23 protein-coding genes are annotated in these 18710 nt (G+C 65.5%); 12 read left to right on the top strand and 11 right to left on the bottom strand.

All coding sequences use genetic code 11. The features are described from left to right. Window positions 1-10 precede the first annotated feature (10 nt). The gene (locus tag AC2FNY_RS03405; RefSeq protein WP_496801635.1) at window positions 11-1270 is read right to left on the bottom strand and encodes a DEAD/DEAH box helicase; all 1260 of its coding nucleotides are present in this window, start codon (window positions 1268-1270) and stop codon (window positions 11-13) included. A 339-nt stretch (window positions 1271-1609) separates the two neighbouring features. On the opposite strand from AC2FNY_RS03405, the gene AC2FNY_RS03400 reads away from it, so the two are divergent. Then, on the top strand, window positions 1610-2023 hold the full coding sequence (locus AC2FNY_RS03400; protein WP_234136394.1) for a Fur family transcriptional regulator: 414 nt from the start codon (window positions 1610-1612) through the stop codon (window positions 2021-2023). Between the two features lie 99 nt (window positions 2024-2122). Here AC2FNY_RS03400 and AC2FNY_RS03395 read toward each other — a convergent pair whose 3' ends face one another. Then, window positions 2123-2440: a hypothetical protein gene (locus tag AC2FNY_RS03395; protein WP_496801634.1), complete on the bottom strand. Its 318-nt coding sequence runs from the start codon at window positions 2438-2440 to the stop codon at window positions 2123-2125. 226 nt (window positions 2441-2666) lie between these two features. Between AC2FNY_RS03395 and AC2FNY_RS03390 the strand changes: the two genes are divergently transcribed. Beyond that, window positions 2667-3551, top strand: coding sequence for a DMT family transporter (locus tag AC2FNY_RS03390; RefSeq protein ID WP_496801633.1), 885 nt, complete (start codon window positions 2667-2669; stop codon window positions 3549-3551). 149 nt (window positions 3552-3700) lie between these two features. Further along, entirely contained in the window at window positions 3701-4978 is a 1278-nt protein-coding gene (eno, locus tag AC2FNY_RS03385) for a phosphopyruvate hydratase (protein WP_234136397.1), read from the top strand. A 172-nt stretch (window positions 4979-5150) separates the two neighbouring features. Here the strand turns inward: eno and AC2FNY_RS03380 are convergent, their stop codons facing one another. Further along, window positions 5151-5438, bottom strand: a complete 288-nt coding sequence (locus AC2FNY_RS03380; RefSeq protein WP_496801632.1) for a DUF1330 domain-containing protein — start codon at window positions 5436-5438, stop codon at window positions 5151-5153. Between the two features lie 62 nt (window positions 5439-5500). Here AC2FNY_RS03380 and AC2FNY_RS03375 point away from each other — a divergent pair, with 62 nt between their 5' ends. Next, on the top strand, window positions 5501-6217 hold the full coding sequence (locus AC2FNY_RS03375) for a haloacid dehalogenase type II (RefSeq protein ID WP_234166304.1): 717 nt from the start codon (window positions 5501-5503) through the stop codon (window positions 6215-6217). Here AC2FNY_RS03375 and AC2FNY_RS03370 read toward each other — a convergent pair. The 4 genes from AC2FNY_RS03370 to mazG form a co-directional block, all read right to left on the bottom strand. Beyond that, window positions 6198-6464 (bottom strand): hypothetical protein, encoded by a 267-nt coding sequence (locus AC2FNY_RS03370; protein WP_496801631.1) that lies wholly within the window; start codon window positions 6462-6464, stop codon window positions 6198-6200. The genes AC2FNY_RS03375 and AC2FNY_RS03370 overlap by 20 nt on opposite strands. 96 nt (window positions 6465-6560) lie before the next feature. Beyond that, a complete protein-coding gene (locus AC2FNY_RS03365) occupies window positions 6561-7010 on the bottom strand; it encodes a GNAT family N-acetyltransferase (protein WP_234166306.1) in 450 nt (149 codons plus the stop codon). Then, on the bottom strand, window positions 7007-7948 hold the full coding sequence (locus AC2FNY_RS03360; RefSeq protein ID WP_496801630.1) for a nucleoside hydrolase: 942 nt from the start codon (window positions 7946-7948) through the stop codon (window positions 7007-7009). The genes AC2FNY_RS03365 and AC2FNY_RS03360 overlap by 4 nt, the downstream gene beginning before the upstream one ends. A 125-nt stretch (window positions 7949-8073) precedes the next feature. Beyond that, complete coding sequence (mazG, locus tag AC2FNY_RS03355) at window positions 8074-8895, bottom strand: nucleoside triphosphate pyrophosphohydrolase (RefSeq protein ID WP_496801629.1); 822 nt, start codon at window positions 8893-8895, stop codon at window positions 8074-8076. 65 nt (window positions 8896-8960) lie between these two features. On the opposite strand from mazG, the gene AC2FNY_RS03350 reads away from it, so the two are divergent. Further along, window positions 8961-10124, top strand: coding sequence for a M20 aminoacylase family protein (locus tag AC2FNY_RS03350; RefSeq protein ID WP_496801628.1), 1164 nt, complete (start codon window positions 8961-8963; stop codon window positions 10122-10124). Window positions 10125-10175: 51 nt separating this feature from the next. Next, on the top strand, window positions 10176-11153 hold the full coding sequence (speB, locus tag AC2FNY_RS03345; RefSeq protein ID WP_234136404.1) for an agmatinase: 978 nt from the start codon (window positions 10176-10178) through the stop codon (window positions 11151-11153). Between the two features lie 42 nt (window positions 11154-11195). On the opposite strand, the gene AC2FNY_RS03340 is transcribed toward speB (AC2FNY_RS03345), so the two are convergent. Further along, window positions 11196-11573, bottom strand: coding sequence for a VOC family protein (locus AC2FNY_RS03340; protein ID WP_234170870.1), 378 nt, complete (start codon window positions 11571-11573; stop codon window positions 11196-11198). A gap of 39 nt (window positions 11574-11612) precedes the next feature. On the opposite strand from AC2FNY_RS03340, the gene AC2FNY_RS03335 reads away from it, so the two are divergent. From AC2FNY_RS03335 to AC2FNY_RS03325, 3 genes are all read left to right on the top strand, one after another. Then, window positions 11613-12152 (top strand): winged helix-turn-helix transcriptional regulator, encoded by a 540-nt coding sequence (locus AC2FNY_RS03335; RefSeq protein WP_496801627.1) that lies wholly within the window; start codon window positions 11613-11615, stop codon window positions 12150-12152. 84 nt (window positions 12153-12236) lie between these two features. Further along, window positions 12237-13184: an agmatinase gene (gene speB, locus AC2FNY_RS03330; RefSeq protein ID WP_496801626.1), complete on the top strand. Its 948-nt coding sequence runs from the start codon at window positions 12237-12239 to the stop codon at window positions 13182-13184. A 9-nt stretch (window positions 13185-13193) separates the two neighbouring features. Further along, window positions 13194-13592 carry a DUF1499 domain-containing protein gene (locus AC2FNY_RS03325; protein ID WP_496801625.1) on the top strand — a complete coding sequence of 133 codons (399 nt, stop codon included), beginning with the start codon at window positions 13194-13196 and terminating at the stop codon, window positions 13590-13592. Here the strand turns inward: AC2FNY_RS03325 and AC2FNY_RS03320 are convergent. After that, complete coding sequence (locus AC2FNY_RS03320) at window positions 13533-13826, bottom strand: hypothetical protein (RefSeq protein WP_496801624.1); 294 nt, start codon at window positions 13824-13826, stop codon at window positions 13533-13535. The two genes, AC2FNY_RS03325 and AC2FNY_RS03320, sit on opposite strands and share 60 nt — an antisense overlap. A 62-nt stretch (window positions 13827-13888) precedes the next feature. Here AC2FNY_RS03320 and prfA point away from each other — a divergent pair, with 62 nt between their 5' ends. The 3 genes from prfA (at window position 13889) to AC2FNY_RS03305 (ending at window position 16651) form a co-directional block, all read left to right on the top strand. Continuing rightward, on the top strand, window positions 13889-14944 hold the full coding sequence (gene prfA, locus AC2FNY_RS03315; protein WP_234136410.1) for a peptide chain release factor 1: 1056 nt from the start codon (window positions 13889-13891) through the stop codon (window positions 14942-14944). Further along, on the top strand, window positions 14941-15783 hold the full coding sequence (gene prmC, locus AC2FNY_RS03310) for a peptide chain release factor N(5)-glutamine methyltransferase (protein ID WP_496801623.1): 843 nt from the start codon (window positions 14941-14943) through the stop codon (window positions 15781-15783). The genes prfA and prmC overlap by 4 nt, the downstream gene beginning before the upstream one ends. Window positions 15784-16015: 232 nt before the next feature. After that, window positions 16016-16651, top strand: a complete 636-nt coding sequence (locus AC2FNY_RS03305; RefSeq protein ID WP_496801622.1) for a DUF4167 domain-containing protein — start codon at window positions 16016-16018, stop codon at window positions 16649-16651. 170 nt (window positions 16652-16821) lie between these two features. Here AC2FNY_RS03305 and rsmA read toward each other — a convergent pair whose 3' ends face one another. Together rsmA and pdxA are read right to left on the bottom strand one after the other, a co-directional pair. After that, entirely contained in the window at window positions 16822-17661 is an 840-nt protein-coding gene (rsmA, locus tag AC2FNY_RS03300) for a 16S rRNA (adenine(1518)-N(6)/adenine(1519)-N(6))-dimethyltransferase RsmA (protein WP_496801621.1), read from the bottom strand. 85 nt (window positions 17662-17746) lie between these two features. Continuing rightward, a complete protein-coding gene (gene pdxA, locus AC2FNY_RS03295; RefSeq protein WP_496801620.1) occupies window positions 17747-18706 on the bottom strand; it encodes a 4-hydroxythreonine-4-phosphate dehydrogenase PdxA in 960 nt (319 codons plus the stop codon). Between the last annotated feature and the right edge of the window lie 4 nt (window positions 18707-18710).

The following is an 18710-nucleotide window of genomic DNA, read 5'->3' as shown; positions in this document are numbered from 1 at the left end:
CCCTGCGCGATCAGGCCGCCTTTCGCGCGGTGCGGCCACGGCCGCCGCGCCGGTTGCGCCGGGCACCGCCGCCGCCGGGCTTGCCGGGTTTGCCGCCGGGGCCATTGCGGGCCGCCGGTTTGGCCGGATCCTCGATCGGTTGCCAGGGGCGACCCGAGGCGATCGGGATCGACGCCTTCATCACCTTCTGGATGGCGGCCAGTTCCTCCATCTCGTCAGGCGCGCAAAAGGCCACCGCCGCGCCGTCCTTGCCCGCCCGCGCGGTGCGGCCGATCCGGTGCACATAGGCATCGGGCACATTGGGAAGTTCATAGTTGTAGACATGTTTCACGTCGGGGATGTCCAGACCGCGCGCGGCCACGTCGGTGGCCACCAGCACCCGCACATCCGCCGATTTGAAAGCGGCGATAGCGCGGTCGCGCTGGCCCTGGCTCTTGTTGCCATGCACGGCGGCGGTGGCGAACCCGGCTTTTTCCAACGTCTTCGACAGTTTCTCGCAGCCCCATTTGGTACGGCCGAACACGATGGCGCGCTCGTCGCGATGGGTATCGAGCAATTCGATCAGCAAGTCGGTCTTGGCCGCCTTGGCGATGAAATGCACCACCTGTGTCACCTTGTCGGCGGCCTTGCCCGGGGGCGAGACCTCGATCCGTCGCGGGCTGTTGAGATAGCTCTGCGCGATCTCGTTCATCAGCTTGGGCATGGTGGCCGAGAACAGCATGGTCTGGCGCTCTTTCGGCAGCACCGCCGCGATTTTGCGCAGCGCGTGGATGAAGCCCAGATCGAGCATCTGGTCGGCCTCGTCCAGCACGAGGAAGGAGCAGCTGCCCAGATCGACCGCCTTGCGGTCCATCAGGTCCATCAGGCGGCCGGGGGTGGCGACGAGGATATCCACGCCGCGTTCCAGCCGCTTGATCTGTGGGTTGATGGACACGCCCCCCACCACGATCGCCACCTTGAGCGGCGTATCCTCGGTCAGCGCCTTCAGCGTCTCGGCGATCTGTTGCGCCAGTTCGCGGGTCGGGGCCAGCACCAGCCCGCGCACGGTGCCGCGCGCCGGCTTGCGGCCGACCCGGCCCAGCAGGGTGACCAGCGGCACGCCAAAGGCGGCGGTCTTGCCGGTGCCGGTCTGGGCCAGGCCCATCACGTCATGGCCGTTCAGCGCCTCGGGGATGGCACGGGCCTGAATCGGGGTCGGTTCGGTGATACCCATTGCGGTCAGCCGGCTCACCAGGGCGTCATCGAGCCCCATCATGTCAAAATCGCTCACAAAAATCCTTTCGCGCCGCACCCCAAATGGCACGGCGTCACGAGCGGGTCCGCGGAGCCTCGGATCCGGCAGCCTCATGCCCCGGACCGGTCCAGCGGTTTGCCCCATGCGTGAATGTGGGAACGGTTGCGCCTGTCCTGTTGCGGCCCTTCCTTTGAGGGCCGGGCGGGTTTGCCCCGCACGTCTTATCTTGTCTGCTCACGCGGCAGAGGACGTTGGCGTTAGCGCCCATGTGGCGGTTCGCGCGGCAAAAGTCAACCGCCCTGCGCCAATCGCGGCTGGCCCTGTGACGCAACAGCATGTAAACGGGATTCCCGAATGCCGAGACAGGATGCCCCCATGTCCCAACCGATCATCGCCCGTTGCGAGGCCAAGGGCCTGCGCATGACCGGCCAACGCCGGGTCATCGCCCGCGTGCTGGAAGACAGCGACGATCACCCCGATGTCGAGGAGCTCTATGCCCGCGCCTCGGCGCTGGATGCGGCGATCTCGATCGCCACGGTCTATCGGACGGTGAAACTGTTTGAGGAGGCGGGCATACTCGACCGGCTGGAATTCGGCGACGGGCGGGCGCGCTACGAGGACGCCGAACGCGATCATCACGACCACCTGATCGACATGAATTCCGGCGCGGTGATCGAGTTCTGCGATCCCGAGATCGAGGCCCTTCAGGAACGGATCGCCGAAAAGCTGGGCTATCGTCTCAAGGGGCACAAGCTGGAGCTATATGGCGTGCCGATCCGCAAGGGCTAGGCATTTCGACGACGGTGGAGGGGGGCGCTGCCCCCAGCCTACAAAATTCGCCGAATTTTGTAGGCCCCCCGGGAGTATTTGGGCCGAAATGAAGGGACGTCAGTCTACGGGTTTGGCCCGGACCTGACGCATGGCGCCGCCGGTGCCGGTCACCCGCAGGTTTTCGCCATTGTCCAGCAGTTCGACATCGGCCTTGGCGAGCTTGCCTGCCCAGCCATGTTTGCTGCGCTCCAGTGCCGTGGTCTCAGGCGCGTTGCTCAGCCGGTCCCAGACCAGCTCGGTGCAATCTCCATTGACCGCGAAATTGCCGTAGATGCCGTGTTCCCTGAATTCAAAGGTGCCGCTTGCCCAGGGGCAAGCTTCGGCGGTTGTGGCGGTCACGAGGCAGAGCGCGGCATAGGAAAGAAGTCGGGTCATATCAAATCCAATCCATTGGGGGCGATCACGTGCCGTTAGGATAGCGCGGATTGGTTCATCGACATAGGGGAAGGCGCGGCGTGGGTGACCCCGTCATCACCGGGGGCGATGGGGCAGTCCACGTCTTTTGATGACGGGGGCCGCGATTGCGCTTGCCGTGGCCGCGCGCATGCGCTTTGGCTGAAAGTGGACCCGGCCCCTTGCGGCCAGCGAGAGACCTTGACCTATGAACAACGTAAACGGCATCCTGCTGGTTGTCGCCGCGATGGCGGCTTTTTCGATCGAGGACATGTTCATCAAGAAACTGTCCGTCACGGTGCCGATCGGTCAGATCCTGCTGGTGCTGGGCGTGTTCTGCGGCGCCACCTTCCTGATCATGGCAGCGGCAACGCGCAAGCGGGTGTTCAGCCGCGCCGCCTGGTCGCCCCTGCTGCTGATCCGTGCCGCGTCCGAGGCGGTAAGCGCGCTCACCTTTGCCACGGCTCTGTCACTGGTCGACCTGTCCACCGTTGCGGCCGTGTTCCAGGCGATGCCGCTGGTGGTGACGATGGGGGCGGCGCTGTTTCTGGGTGAACAGGTGGGCTGGCGCCGCTGGAGCGCCATCACGGTTGGCTTTGTCGGTGTCCTGATGATCATCCGCCCCGGCATGGCCGGGTTCCAGCCTGCGCAGCTTCTTGTCGTGGCCTCGGTCATCAGCGTGGCGGCGCGCGATCTGATCACCCGGCGGATCGACGCGCATGTAGCCTCGGCGGTGGTGTCGTTCCAGGCCTATCTGGCGTTGATCCTTGGCGGGGGCGGGATACTGTTGGTCTCGGGGACTGCGCTGGTTCCGGTCGAGCCGGGTCATTGGGGCCCCTATGCGGGCGCGATCCTGTTCGGGGTTCTGGGCTATTACGGCATCGTCACCGCGATGCGGGTGGGCGAGGCCTCGGTCGTGACGCCGTTCCGCTATACGCGGCTGTTGTTCTCGCTGCTTGCCGGGGTGCTGGTGTTTGGCGAGCGGCCTGATTGGCCCACTCTGGCGGGCGGCGCGCTGATCATCGGCTCGGGGCTTTACACCTTTCTGCGCGAACGGCGCCTGGCGCGGGAACTGGCCTTTGCAGCGGGGTGAGCGGTCGCGGTGGATTGTTGGCGCAAACAGCAATTTGTTAGCCCTAACTGCGCGTTTTCGCGCGTGTTAGCGATAGCAGGTGAGGTTTACTTTCGCCGCTCGGCTGCTATGAGAGCGGCAATCCAATTGCAGAGTCGGGGACCGATTTCATGAGCACCATCATCGACATTCACGCGCGCGAGATTCTGGACAGCCGGGGCAATCCGACCGTCGAGGTCGACGTGGTTCTGGAAGACGGCACCATGGGCCGCGCCGCGGTGCCCTCGGGCGCGTCGACCGGCGCCTATGAGGCGGTGGAACGCCGCGATGGCGACAAGAGCCGTTACCTGGGCAAGGGCGTGCTGGAGGCGGTGGCCGCCGTCAACGGCGAAATCGCCGAGGAACTGGTGGGGTTTGACGCGACCGAGCAGGTTGCCATCGACGCCGCGATGATCGAACTGGACGGGACCGAGAACAAGGGCCGGCTGGGCGCCAACGCCATCCTGGGCGTGTCGCTGGCCGTGGCCAAGGCGGCGGCGGATTTCACCACCCAGCCGCTCTATCGCTATGTCGGGGGCACTTCGGCGCGGGTGCTGCCGGTGCCGATGATGAATATCATCAATGGCGGCGAACATGCCGACAACCCGATCGACATCCAGGAATTCATGATCATGCCGGTGGCGGCGGAAAACATCCGCGACGCCGTGCGCATGGGCGCCGAGGTGTTCCACACGCTGAAGAAAGAGCTGTCGGCGGCGGGTCTGGCGACCGGTGTGGGCGACGAGGGCGGGTTTGCACCGAACCTGTCGAGCACTCGGGACGCGCTGGATTTCATCCTGAAGGCCATCGAGAAAGCAGGCTACAAGCCGGGTGACGATATTCACCTCGCGCTGGACTGCGCGGCCACAGAATACTTCAAGGATGGCAATTATGTCTTTGCTGGCGAAGGGAAAACCCTCTCGAGCGAAGAGAATGTCGACTATCTGGCGGCCCTCGTCGCCGACTACCCAATCATCTCGATCGAGGATGGCATGGCCGAGGATGACTGGGCAGGTTGGAAAGCGCTGACCGACCGTCTGGGCGGCAAGGTACAACTGGTGGGCGACGACCTCTTCGTGACCAACCCGGCGCGTCTGGCCGAGGGGATCGCCAAGGGCTGCGCCAACTCGATGCTGGTGAAGGTGAACCAGATCGGATCATTGACCGAGACGCTGCGGGCCGTCGATATGGCGCACCGCGCACGCTATACCAACGTGATGAGCCACCGGTCGGGCGAGACCGAGGATGCCACTATCGCCGATCTGGCTGTGGCGACCAATTGCGGTCAGATCAAGACCGGCTCGCTGGCACGTTCGGACCGGCTGGCTAAGTACAACCAGCTGATCCGCATCGAGGAAGCGCTGGGCGAGGTCGCCGAATACGCCGGTCGTTCCATCCTGCGAGGCTGAGACGGCGCAGTCAGAAAATCGCAGATTTTCTGAAGACATTTTTTCGCGAAAAAATGGGTGGGGGCGCTGCCCCCGCCGCCCTTTGGGCGGCTCCCCCGGAGTATTTCGACCAGAAAGAAACCCGTTTTGAGAGTGCTTGCCAATGAGCACCTTGCCGGGCGCGGTCATCTGTCTAGATGCCCTCGGCAATGATCAGATCGGTCTCGGCCGCCTCTTCGCGGACCCGACGCGCGGCCGTATAGGCATCGGACTCATAAAAGGCACGGGCCTGTTCGAGGCTGTCGAATTCGACGATGATGCAGGTTCCGGTGGCCGCGCCCTCGCGGTGGTCGATGTTCGGGTTGCGAACAAGAACCCGGCCGCCGAAGTCCTTGATCGCCGGGGCCGACATGGATTTGAAACGCTCGAATGTTTCGGGATCGTGGACGCGAATATGGGCGACGATATAGGCTTTGGGCATTGAAATCCTCCATGTGCTATGTCCCGATGTTAGCATGCATTGTGACTCGCGGCGGAAACGGAATGATAAAGGCCCTGATCTTCGACGTGTTCGGAACATGCGTGGACTGGCGCGGATCGGTCGCACGCGCGGTTGCGGCGGTTCTACCGGACATCGACGCGGAGGCCTTTGCGACAGCCTGGCGCGCCGAATACGAACCGGCGATGGCACGGGTCCGGGAAGGCGCGCGGGGCTATGTGGCTCTGGACGAGTTGCATCTGGAAAACCTCGACACTGTGGCACGGGCGTTTTCGGTCGACATTCCCGACCGCATGCTACTGAACGCGGCCTGGGAGCGGCTTGATCCGTGGCCGGATGTGGTCGCGGGGCTGACGCGGCTCAAGCGGGAGGTGATCATCGCGCCTTGTTCGAACGGCTCGATCGCCTTGATGACCCGTCTGGCGCGCCATGCCGGCCTGCCTTGGGATTGCATCCTGGGGGCCGATATCGCGCGCGGGTACAAGCCACAGCCCGAGGTTTATCTGGCCGCTTGCGCGGCGCTGCGCCTGCCTCCCGAGGCGGTGATGATGGTGGCTGCCCATAACGATGATCTGATCGCGGCGCGGACGGCGGGGCTGCGGACCGGTTTCGTACCCCGGCCAACCGAGCACGGGCCAGGACAGCGGCGCGATCTCAGCGCGCAGAGCGATTGGGACGTGATCGCACGTGATTTCACCGAGCTGGCCGGGAAGGTCGCAGCACTTGGGCCCAGTGGCGGGGTCAGCCGCGCAGACGCTTGACGATCAGCCCCACGACCAGTTGAACCACCAGTCCCGCGGCACCGCCACCGACCAGACTGCTCACCAGCGTGCCAATATCGGCGCCACCAGCGCCCATCAGACCACCGAGAAGCTGACCGCCGCCCAATCCACCCAGTGCGCCGGCGATGGCGTTGCCCATGCCGCCCATATCCGCCTGGCGCATCAGTTTGCCGCCCCCGGTGCCTCCGAGCGCGCCGCCAACGAGCTGAGCGATGATCTGTTCCATGATGTTTCCCTGTTCGATGCTGTTGCATGTCCAGCCTAGCGGTGTGGGTCACGCGCAGGTCAGGGGAAAAATCGGTGCGTGAGCGCAGAACACCTGTCAGAGGCGTTTGCTCATCAGCATGTAATCGGGACGCGGCTGGAACCGCGCTCGGGCATAGAGGCGTTGGGCGGCTTCATTGCGGCGGTCGACTTCCAGATGCAGCGCCTTCATGCCGGCGGCGGCCAGCGCCTTGGGCAGCTGGCCGAGCACTTCGCTGGCGATACCGCGGCCGCGTACCGCGGGACGCAGCCAGATTTCGTCGATGAATCCGTCGAGTCCGCCGAATTCGACCGACCAGCCGAAGGTGACGATGATGTAGCCCAGCGGCGCGCGGGCGGGGCCGATCAGGTAGACGCAACCATGCGGAATGCCCTCAAGTAACGGCTGCAGGGCGTCGCGGCGGGCCTCCTCAGACCCATGCAGACCCTGTTCGGCGTGAAAGGCGCCGACCATGGCGGTCAGCCGGTCGAGATCCTCGGGGCGGGCAAGGTGCAGGGCGGCGCTCATAGGCGCGCCAGACGGTCGGTCAGCAGCGTGAAGAAGCCGTCAGCGTCTATGTCGCCGATGAAAAGCGCGTTGGGCGCGCGGTCGGTGACCCGCCACCAGTCGGCGACGGTCATGCCGAGGGTCAGGTCCGAGGTGGTCTCGACCGTGACATTGACGTGGCGACCGCTGAAAAGATCGGGGTTGAGAAGATAGGCGGTGACGCAAGGGTCGTGCAGCGGCGCGCCCTCGGACCCGTATTTCTCCTTGTCGAAGCGCTCGAAGAAATCGGTCATCTGGGCCACGGCGATGCCGGCGGGAGTGTCGAGCGCGCGGAAGGCGTCGTTGCGCGCCTTGGTGACCAGCGCCTTGTGGGTGACATCAAGCGGCATGGCCACGATGGGTGCGCCGGATTTGAACACGATATCAGCAGCTTCGGGGTCGACATAGATGTTGAATTCGGCCGCGGGGGTGATGTTGCCCACCTCGAAATAGGCGCCGCCCATCAGCACGATTTCCTGTACGCGGGAGACGATGTCGGGCGCGCGGGTGAAGGCAGTGGCGATATTGGTGAGCGGACCCAGCGGGCAGAGCGTCACCGTGCCCGGCGCATGGGCGCGCAGGGTGTCGATGATGAAATCGACCGCATGGGCGTCTTGCAGCGGCATGGTTGGCTCAGGCAGGTCGGGGCCATCAAGCCCGGTCTTGCCATGTACATGCTCGGCGGTGACCAGCTTGCGCGCGATGGGCGCGTCGCACCCGGCATGGACGGGCACATCGGGTCGCCCCGCCAGTTCGCAGACGATGCGGGCGTTTTTCGCGGTCAGGGGCAGCGGCACGTTGCCCGCCACGGCGGTGATGCCCAGCACCTCGATCTCGTCGGGGCTGGCCAATGCCAGCAGGATGGCAACCGCGTCGTCCTGGCCGGGGTCGGTGTCGATGATGATCTTGCGGGGGGGCATGGGCGTCTCCGGTCGTGTCGGGGTCAGTGGTGACAGGTGCGCAAGCGTCTGTCCAGAGGCAGGCAGGGGGCGCTGCCCCCGCGCCTGACGGCGCTCCCCCGGAGTACTTGCGGCGGAATGAAGGGTCAGGGGCGGGCCTTTTCCTGAGCCTTGACCTGATTCCAGAGCGTGTCCATCTCGTCCAGCGTGCTGTCCTCGGGGGTCTTTCCCTGTGCCGCCAGCCGCGCCTCGATCTGGGCGAAACGGCGGGTGAACTTGGCATTGGTGCGGCGCAAGGCGGCTTCTGGCTCGACGCCGAGGTGACGGCCGAGGTTGACGAGGACAAACAGGAGGTCGCCGAACTCGTCCTCGATGGCATCCGCATCGAGACTGTCGCGCGCCTCGACCAGTTCGCGGGTCTCTTCGGCGATCTTGTCGAGCACCGGATCCACATCGCCCCAGTCGAATCCCACACGGGCGGCGCGTTTTTGCAGCTTGAAGGCGCGCAGCAGGGCGGGCAGGCCGAGCGCCACGCCGTCGAGCGCGCCTTGCTGCGCCTTCTCTGCCCGCTCAGTGGCCTTGATCGTCTCCCAGTCGCGGGTCTGTTGTTCGGCGGACTTGTCGCGGGTCTCGTTTCCGAACACATGCGGGTGGCGGGTGACCATCTTGTCGGACATGGTACGCACCACGTCCTGAAAGGTGAAATGCCCGGCCTCGGCCGCCATCTGGGCGTGAAACACCGACTGGAACAGAAGGTCGCCCAACTCGCCCTTCAACTCGTCCCAGGCGCCGCGCTCGATGGCGTCGGCGACTTCATAGGCCTCTTCGATCGTATAGGGGGCGACAGTGGCGAAATCCTGTTCGATATCCCAGGGACAGCCGGTTTCGGGATCGCGCAGGCGGCGCATGATTTCCAGCAGGCGCTCGATTCCGGCCGATTGGTCGTGGATCAGCGTGTCATCGGGCATTGCGGCGCTCCTCGTTCCAGTGTCAGATGCATCCATCCCGCAGCAAGGCCCCGGAGTCCACCCCCATGCCCGTCATCAACCGTATCGCCGAATTTGCCGCCGACATGACTGCCTGGCGCCAGCATCTGCACACCATCCCCGAACTGGAATTCGACTGCCATCAGACGGCGGCCTTTGTGGCCGAGCGGTTGCGCGAATTCGGTGTCGACGAGATGCACGAGGGTATCGCCAGCACCGGCATCGTGGCGATCATCAACGGGCAGGGCGATGGGCCGACCATCGGGTTGCGGGCAGACATGGACGCGCTGCCGATCTCTGAGGAGACCGGGGCCGACTATGCCTCGACCCATCCGGGCAAGATGCATGCCTGTGGCCATGACGGGCATACGACCATGCTGCTGGGCGCGGCGCGCTATCTGGCCGAGACGCGGAACTTCAGCGGTCGGGTGGCGCTGATCTTCCAGCCCGCCGAGGAAGAGGGCGGTGGCGCCGATATCATGGTGCGCGAGGGCATCCTCGACCGGTTCGACATTGCCCAGGTCTATGCGCTGCACAATGCGCCGGGTCATGCCGAAGGGTCGTTCTATACCACGCCGGGGCCACTGATGGCGGCGGTGGATACGTTCGAAATCCATATCCAGGGGCGGGGTGGCCATGGCGCCATGCCGCATGAGACCATCGACCCGGTGATGGCGGCCTGTGGTATCGCACAGGCGATCCAGACCATCGTCAGCCGCAATCACTATGCGCTGGACGACCTGGTGGTTTCGGTCACCCAGATCCATGCGGGCACCGTCAACAACGTGATCCCCGATACCGCCTATCTGAACGGCACTGTGCGCACCTTTGACCCGGCGGTGCAGAAAATGGTGATGCGCCGGATGAAGGAGATCGTGGCGGGGCAGGCGGCCTCTTACGGGGTGACCGCAGAGCTGGACTATGTGGTGGGCTATCCCGCCACCGTCAACGACGCCGCCAAGACCGAGTTTGCCGCCGAGGTGGCGCGCGAGGTGTCGGGCGCGGCCAATGTGGTGGGTGATGGCGGGCGCGAGATGGGGGCCGAGGATTTCAGCTATATGCTGGAAAAGCGGCCGGGCGCCTATCTGTTCATCGGTCAGGGCGACAGCGCCGGGCTGCACCACCCGAAATACAATTTCAACGACGAGATCGCGCCGGTGGGGGCGTCCTTCTTTGCACGGATCGTGGAGAAGGCACAGCCGGTGGCTTGACGTTCACGCGCGTCGCCAACCCGCCGGGAACCCAAGGAGGAGCAAGCAGAAGTGGCTCTAGAAGATGCGAAATCAGCGGTGGACGAGGCGTTCACCGTACCGGAACTCAAAGGGTTGTCCTTTGAAAATACGTTCGGGGGGGCGGTGTCCTTCCTGCGACGGCTTTATACCAAGGACCTGCGCGGCGTCGATATCGCGGTGACCGGCGTGCCGTTCGACCAGGCGGTGACCAACCGGCCCGGAACACGCCTTGGCCCGCGGGCCATCCGCGAGGCCAGCACGCTGCAATCCATGGACGAACCCTATGGCTGGCCGTTCAAGGCGCTGAGCGATCTGGCCATCGTGGATTATGGCGACCTGGCCTTTGATTATGCCGATGTGCCAAGCTTTCCGGGCCTCTTGACCGAGCATATCCGCACCATTCTGGCGGCGGATGTGCCCTCGGTCGTGCTGGGGGGCGATCACTATATCAGCTTCCCGATCCTCAAGGCCTATGCCGAGAAATACGGGCCGATGTCGTTGGTGCAGTTCGATGCCCACACAGACACCTGGCCCGATGACAACATGGACCGCGTCGACCACGGCACCATGTTCTACAAGGCGGTCAAGATGGGGTTGGTGGACCCCGCGCGTTCGGTCCAGATCGGGATCCGCACCACCAACGAGGACACGTTGGGCGTCAACATCATCGACCCGCGCGAGGTCGAGGAGAGCGGCCCGGCGGCGGTGGCGAAAAAGGTCAGACAGATCGTGGGCGACAATCCGGTCTATCTGACATTCGACATCGACGCGCTGGACCCGGCTTTTGCGCCCGGCACCGGCACCCCGGTTTGGGGCGGGCTGACCTCGCTTCAGGCGTCGATCATGTTGCGCGACCTGGGTGGGATCAACATCAAGGGCGGCGACGTGGTCGAGGTCTCTCCGCCCTTTGACACCACCGGGGCCACCGCGATTGCGGGGGCGCATGTGGCGACCCAGATCATCTGCCTGCTTGGGTGGACCAAGCTCTGTGGGGCTGCCGCGGGCTGAAACACGGTCGGTCCGCCCCTGCGACCTGTTTGCGGGGGCGGGTCAGGCGCTCTCAGTCAGGTCCTGTGCCAGCATCAGCGCGTTGCCGTCCGGGTCATAGAAGGTGGCGGTGCTCACCATGCCCTCGATCGTCTCGGTCGGGCCGTCAAAACGGATGCCCGCCGCCTCCATCGCGGTTCGGGCCGTGGCGATATCGGCCACGCCGAAGACCGGCACTGTGTTGCCCGGTGCCGGTTCCGCCTGTTCGCCCAAGCCCAGGGTCACGCCCGGTGTCAGGGTGCGCATCTCGCTCCATCCCGCCTCGTCAATGTGGTGGATCAGGTCGAATCCCAATGTCTCGCGATACCATTCGGCGCTGGCGTGGCGGTCCCGGACCGACAGCGCCAGCGTGATCGTGCTGTCCAAAGTGACGAGGGGCATGGGGTTTATCCTTCACGAGAAATATAGTAGCTATACTTTATGGACATAAACCTGCTTGTCAAGCTGACCGCACGGGCCTGGTCGCTGCCGATCCTCGCGAACCTGCATCAGGGCGTAGCGGGACGGCAGGCGCCGCTGCTGGCCGCGACCGGCGCGGGGCGCACCGCCTTTGCCGCAAGCCTGGCGCATCTGTTGCAGCTTGGGCTGCTGGAGCGGAACCCGGGTCATGGCCATCCGCTGCGGCCCGAGTTTCGGCTGACCGCATCCGGGCAGGAGGCCGCCGCGCTGGCGGGCCGGCTGCTTGGCACCGTGCCCGGCGCGGCCGAGGGCGCCTTGTTGCGGCGCAGCTGGACGGTGCCGATTCTGGCGCTGACCGGCCAGCCCAGACGGTTTTCGGCGATCCGATCCGACCTGTCCCCAATCACCGACCGGGCGCTGTCGGTGTCGCTGAAACAGCTGGAGGATCACGACTGGCTGCGGCGTGATCTGGACCTGTCGCAGCGGGTGCCGTTCCCGGTCTATAGCGCGGCAAATCGCGGGGCCGAAATCCATCGCGCGATTGCTCTTGACCTTGGATAGGGGGCGGGGCCTGCGCCTGTTTCTGCAATTGTCAGTTGTGCGGAAATCTGGGAAAGCTTGCACCTGGAGAGCAGGAGGGCGCGCATGAGCGAATTCAACCAGCCCATCGGTGGCAACGATCTGGCCCGGTTCTCGGGCCCCAACACCTTCATGCGGCTGCCGCAGGCGCAGGCGCTGGATGGACTGGACGTGGCCATTCTGGGGATACCGATGGATATCGGCACATCGTGGCGTTCGGGCACGCGGTTCGGGCCGAAACAGATCCGTTCGGAAAGCGCGATGATCCGGCCCTATAACATGGCGACCGGCGCGGCGCCGTTCGACAGTTTGCAGGTCGCCGATATCGGCGATCTGGCGATCAACACGTTTTCACTGGCCGACAGTTTGCGCATCATCAAGGAGAGTTACGACGCGATCCTGACCCATGACGTGATCCCGGTGGCGATGGGGGGCGATCATTCGATCACCCTGCCGATCCTGCGGGCGATTGCGGCCAGACATGGCCCGGTGGCGCTGGTGCATGTGGATGCCCATGCGGATGTGAACGACGAGATGTTCGGCGAGCGGGAAACCCACGGCACCGTGTTCCGCCGCGCCTATGAGGAAGGGCTGATCCGACCCGACAAGACCTATCAGATCGGAATTCGCGGCTCGGGCTATGCTGCCACCGACTTTACCGAGGCGCAGGGCTGGGGGTTCCAGCACTTCCCGGCGTGGGAGTTGTGGCACCGCAGCCTGAAGCCGCTGGGTGACGAGATCCGCCGCGATATCGGCGACCGGCCGGTCTATGTCACCTATGATATCGACAGTCTGGACCCCGCTTATGCGCCCGGTACCGGCACGCCCGAGATTGGCGGGCTGACCACGCCGCAGGCGCTGGAACTGATTCAGGCGCTGAGGGGGTTGAAGATCGTCGGCTGCGATCTGGTCGAGGTGTCGCCGCCCTATGATCCGTCGGGCAATACCGCGCTGACCGCGGCCAACCTGCTCTATGAACTGCTTTGCGTGCTGCCCGGTGTGCGGGCGCGCTGAGCGGTGCGAATGCTGATCTGGTTCCTGATCGCGCTGGTGGTGCTGGGTCTGGCCTGGATCCGGCTGGCGCCCTCGGACCCGGCGCGCTGGCACCGCGCGCCGCAAGTCAGCGCCGACCGCGACATGCGGGGCGGTGTCCTGCGCCGGGTCGAAACGGGAGCGGACGGTCTGGCCCGGTTCGACGCCATCGCGCGCTTGGCCCCGCGCACGCGGGTGCTGGCCGGTTCGGTGACCGAGGGCATGGTGACCTATGTCACCCGCACCCGTGTCTTTGGCTTTCCCGATTACACCACCGCCAGGCAACAGGGGGACCTGTTGCTGATCCATGCGCGCAACCGGTTCGGACGCTCAGATCTTGGGGTAAACCGCGCGCGTGTTGACCAATGGCTGGCGGCGCTCGGGCATTAGATCCGAGGAGAGGCAGCCGGGTTGCACCTCGCGCCACATCGGCACGTTCAGCGACATCTGGCATTGCGCCATGAACATGCGCCCGTCGACCATCAGGCAGATGGTCTCGCCCAACTCGATCCGCGCGCCGGAGCTGTCGGTGCAATAACAGTCGATGGTCTTGCCGCCGGGGCCGACGACATCGGCCAGCGCCGGGGGCGCGATGAGCAGGATCAGGGCGAGAATCCGTGTCATGCCCCTAAGCTAGCACAGCCCAGCCTCTTGACCAATGCCCCCGGATATCGGACACCGCCGCAATGATCCCAGAAGAACGCCTAGACCAGATCACCCAGCGCTTCCAGTATCTGGAGGCGGCCATGGCCGATGGCGCCTCGGGCGGCGATATCGCGCGTCTGGCCAAGGAATACTCCGACCTGCGCCCGGTGGTCGAACAGATCGCCGCCTGGCGACAGCTCTGCGCCGATATGGCCGACGCCCAAGAGATGCTGTCGGACCCCGACATGAAAGCGCTCGCCGAAGAAGAGTTGCCGGTTCTGAAAGCGCGCCTGCCCGAGGCCGAACGCGCGCTGCAACTGGCGCTGTTGCCCAAGGACGAGGCCGACGCGCGGCCCGCGATGCTGGAAATCCGGCCCGGAACAGGCGGTGACGAGGCGGCTTTGTTCGCGGGCGACCTGCTGCGCATGTATCAACGCTATGCCGAGGCGCGCGGCTGGAAGCTGGAACTGATCGAACTGCAAGAGACCGAGCTGGGCGGCATCAAGGAAGTGGTGGCGCGGGTCAGCGGCGAGAATGTCTTTGCCCGGCTGAAATACGAGAGTGGCGTGCACCGGGTGCAACGCGTGCCCGAGACCGAAAGCGGCGGGCGCATCCATACCTCGGCCGCGACGGTGGCGGTGCTGCCCGAGGCGCAGGATGTGGATATCCAGATCGACCCGGGCGACATCCGCATCGACACGATGCGCTCCTCGGGCGCGGGCGGGCAGCACGTGAATACAACCGATTCCGCCGTCCGCATCACCCATCTGCCCAGCGGCATCGTGGTTACCAGTTCCGAGAAATCACAGCACCGCAACCGCGAGATCGCCATGCAGGTGCTCAAGACCCGGCTTTACGATCTGGAACGCCAGCGGCTGGACAGCGAACGCTCGGCCAGCCGCTCGGCGCAGGTGGGGACGGGGGACCGGTCGGAACGCATCCGCACCTATAATTTCCCCCAGGGCCGCATGACCGACCATCGCATCAACCTGACGCTCTACAAGCTTGACGCGGTGATGCAGGGTGATCTGGACGAGGTGATCGACGCGCTGATCGCCGACGGGCAGGCGCGCATGTTGGCCGAGATGGGGCAATGAGCGGCCAGACCGCCGCCAAGGCGATGGTTGCCGCCACCGCCCGGCTGCGCGCCGCCGGTGTGCCCGATCCGGCCCGCGATGCGCGGCTGCTCCTGGCCCATGCCGCCCGGATCGAGGCCAGCCGCGTGACCCTGATCGCGCCCGAGGACCTCGCCCCCGAAATCGCCGAGCGCTATGACCAGCTGATCTCGCTGCGCGCGGTACGCGTGCCGGTCTCGCACCTGGTGGGCGAGCGCGATTTCTACGGCCGCCGGTTCAAGGTCTCGGGCGAGGTGCTGGACCCGCGCCCCGAGACCGAGACCCTGATCGAGGCGGCGCTGAGTGCCCCGTTCGACCGGGTTCTGGACCTGGGTGTGGGGTCGGGCGCAATCCTGGTCACCCTTCTGGGAGAACGTCCCAGCGCCACCGGACTGGGCGTCGATCTGAGCGAGGCCGCCTGTCTGCAGGCCAGCGCCAATGCGGTGCTGCACCGGGTTGGCGCGCGCGCCGATATCCGCCGGTCGGACTGGTTCGAGGCGGTCGAGGGCCGGTTCGACCTGATCGTGTCCAATCCGCCCTATATCGCGCTGAGCGAGATGGACACGCTGGCCCCCGAAGTGCGCGAGCACGAGCCGGAACTGGCGTTGACCGATGGTGGAGACGGGTTGGGCGCCTATCGCCATATCGCCGCGGGTGCGCCCGATTACCTGTTGCCCGGCGGCCGGCTGCTGGTCGAGATCGGCCCGACCCAGGCGCGGGCGGTCTCGAACCTCTTTCAGGCTGCGGGCCTTTCGGGGCTGAGGGTGATTCCGGATCTGGATGGGCGTGACCGGGTGGTCGCGGCGCATCTGCCGCGCTAACCCGGATGGGTGAGGCGCAAATGTGCCAGTTTGTCTCAAATTCCCGATATTTTTACTCATAACCCCTTGTCTGCCGGGCCGGGACGTGCTTACTCAAGGGCGTCGCGGCACTTGATGCCCCTCTTGGCGCATCCCCGACAGCAAGCCCAAAAAGTCGATGTCCGGCAACACCAACCGCAAGCGGCATCGAACGGGTTCATCGGCAAAGACCAACAAGGCTGACGTTAAACATATGAGATCGTCCAAATCCCGTTCGCGGTCGAAGAACAACCGCAACCGGCCCTCTGGCGGCAATGTCGTCAATCGCGTATTCGACAGCTCGGGCCCCGAGGGCAAGGTGCGTGGCACCCCTCAGCAGATCATCGAGAAATACAATCAGCTGGCGCGCGATGCACAGCTGGCCAATGACCGGGTGGCTGCCGAGAACTTTCAGCAGCATGCCGAGCATTACCTGCGTCTGCTGAGCGAGGCACAGCGCGAGATCGACGCCCGTCGCGAAGAGCAGGAACGCCAGAACCGCGAACGGCAGGCGGAACGCGACCGTGAGCGCGCCGAACGTCAGGAGCGCGACAACGCGCCCGCCGTGGCGGTGGCCGATCCGTCCAGTGCTCCGCAGCCCGATGTATTCGACCTTGGTTCGGACGAAGGCTCTGATGATGTCAGCGGCCTGGTCGAAACCCCGGAAAGCAAGGGCGAAGGTCGCAAGCGCCGCGCCCCGCGGTCGGAAGAGGCCGCGGCCGCGTCCGATGAGGGCGCGGATCAACCTAAGAAGAAAGCACCGCGCCGCCCGCGTACCCGCAAACCCGCTGCAGGCGAGGGCGATGCGCCCGATCCACAACCGGGTGGCCCCGCCGAGGCCGCCGAATAGGAACTGGGGCCTGTTCGCCGAAACTTTGAAACGTCGTCTCTCGACCGGAGGCGGCGTTTTTTGTCGCGATGCGCATAAAGACCACGACAGTCGTTTTCCTGCAAGGAAAACGCTCAGAAAATGTCCCATTTTCTGACACAGAATTTCTGAGAAATTCTGTGTCGCGTGTTTCAGCGTTCCAATTCCCGCGCCAGCGCGCAGAAGGCTTCGAGCGGGACCTGTTCGGCCCGTTCGGTGGGTTTGATCCCGGCGGCGATCAGACGGTCCTCGATATCGGGGGCCTGCCCCTTGAGCGCGGCGCGCAGCATCTTGCGGCGCTGGTTGAAGGCGGCGGCGACCACGCGGCTGAGGATCGCGGCATCGGCGGGAAAGCGCGGTTCCGGCAGGGCGGTCAGATGGACCACGGCGCTGGAGACCTTGGGGGGCGGGGTGAAGGCCTCGGGCGGCAATGACATCACGATGCGCGCCTCGGCGCGCCATTGCGCCAGCAAGGCCAGCCTGCCATAGGCCTTGGTCCCCGGTTTCGCGACGATCCGCTCGGCCACCTCACGCTGGAACATCAGTGTCAGGCTTTGCCAGAAGGGCGGCCAGTCGCGCGGGGTCAGCCAGCGCACCAGCAGCTCGGTGCCCACATTGTAGGGAAGGTTGGCGGCGATGCGGATCGGTGGGCGCAAATGCGCCAGCGGGTCGATCTCGAGCGCGTCGCCATTGATCACCTCGAGCCGGCCCGGATAGGCGGCAGCGATTTCGGCCAGCGCGGGCAGGCAGCGCGGGTCCTTTTCGATGGCCAGTACCCGACGTGCGCCCTCGGCCAGCAGGCCTCGGGTCAGCCCGCCCGGACCGGGTCCGATCTCCAGCACGTCGCATTCGGACAGAGTCCCCGCCTGCCGCGCGATCTTGGCGGTCAGGTTGAGGTCGAGCAGGAAGTTCTGGCCCAGCGACTTGCGGGCCGAGAGCTGGTGGCTGGCGATGACCTCGCGCAGCGGGGGCAGGGTGTCGATGGCGCTCATGATGTGTCGGGTTTAGTCGCAGCCAGGGGGGGAGTGCCAGATATTTTCCGCCTCCGGCGGGAGTATTTGGCGCGGAATGAAGAAGCTAGCCGCTTGTGGCCATGCGCTGGGCCAGTTTCAGCGCCGCGATCAGGCTGGTCGGGTTGGCGATGCCTTTACCGGCGATATCGAAGGCGGTGCCGTGATCGGGCGAGGTGCGGATGAAGGGCAGGCCCAGCGTGACATTCACGCCTCGGTCAAAATCGAGCGTCTTGATCGGGATCAGCGCCTGGTCGTGATACATGCACACGGCCGCGTCATAGCGGGCGCGGGCGGCGGCGTGGAACAGGGTGTCGGCGGGATGCGGGCCGGTGAGCGTGAAATCGCCCGTGATCTCTTGCAGCAGCGGGGCGATCCAGTCGATTTCTTCGCGCCCCATGGCGCCGCCTTCGCCCGCGTGCGGGTTCAGTCCGGCCACAGCGATCCGGGGATGGGCGATGGCGAACCGCTCACGCAACCCGGCGGCGGTGATCTCGATCGTTTCGCGCAGCAGTGCCGGGGTCAGCGCGCGGGGGACCTCGGACAGGGCGATATGGATGGTGGCGGGCACCACGCGCAGCTGATCGCTGGCCAGCATCATCACCACCCGGTCACACCCCGCGAGCGCGGCGAGGAATTCGGTATGACCGGGATGGGCAAAGGCTGCGCCGTCGATCAGCGCCTTCTTGTGGATGGGGGCGGTGCAGAGCGCCGAGCAGGCGCCCGATTGCACAAGCGCCACGGCGCGTTCGATGGCGGCGATCACACCGGCGGCGTTGCGCGGATCGGGGCGGCCGGGCTGGCTTGGGGCGGCAAAGGGCAGCGGCAGCACCGGCAGGGCATGGGCGGAGGCCGCTACCGCTTGCGCCGGGTCGTCAAGCAGGGCCACCGGTGTCTCGGCGGGCAGATGCGACGGGTCGCCGATCCAGGCAAAGGGACAGTCCGCGCGCAGCGCCGCCCACGCGGCGGCGGCCAGTTCCGGGCCGATCCCCGCCGGTTCGCCGCAGCTGAGCGCAATCGGGCGCATGGCG

Source organism: Ruegeria sp. BHSC223, assembly GCF_059613025.1.
This window is presented reverse-complemented; position numbering and strand designations above follow the sequence as displayed.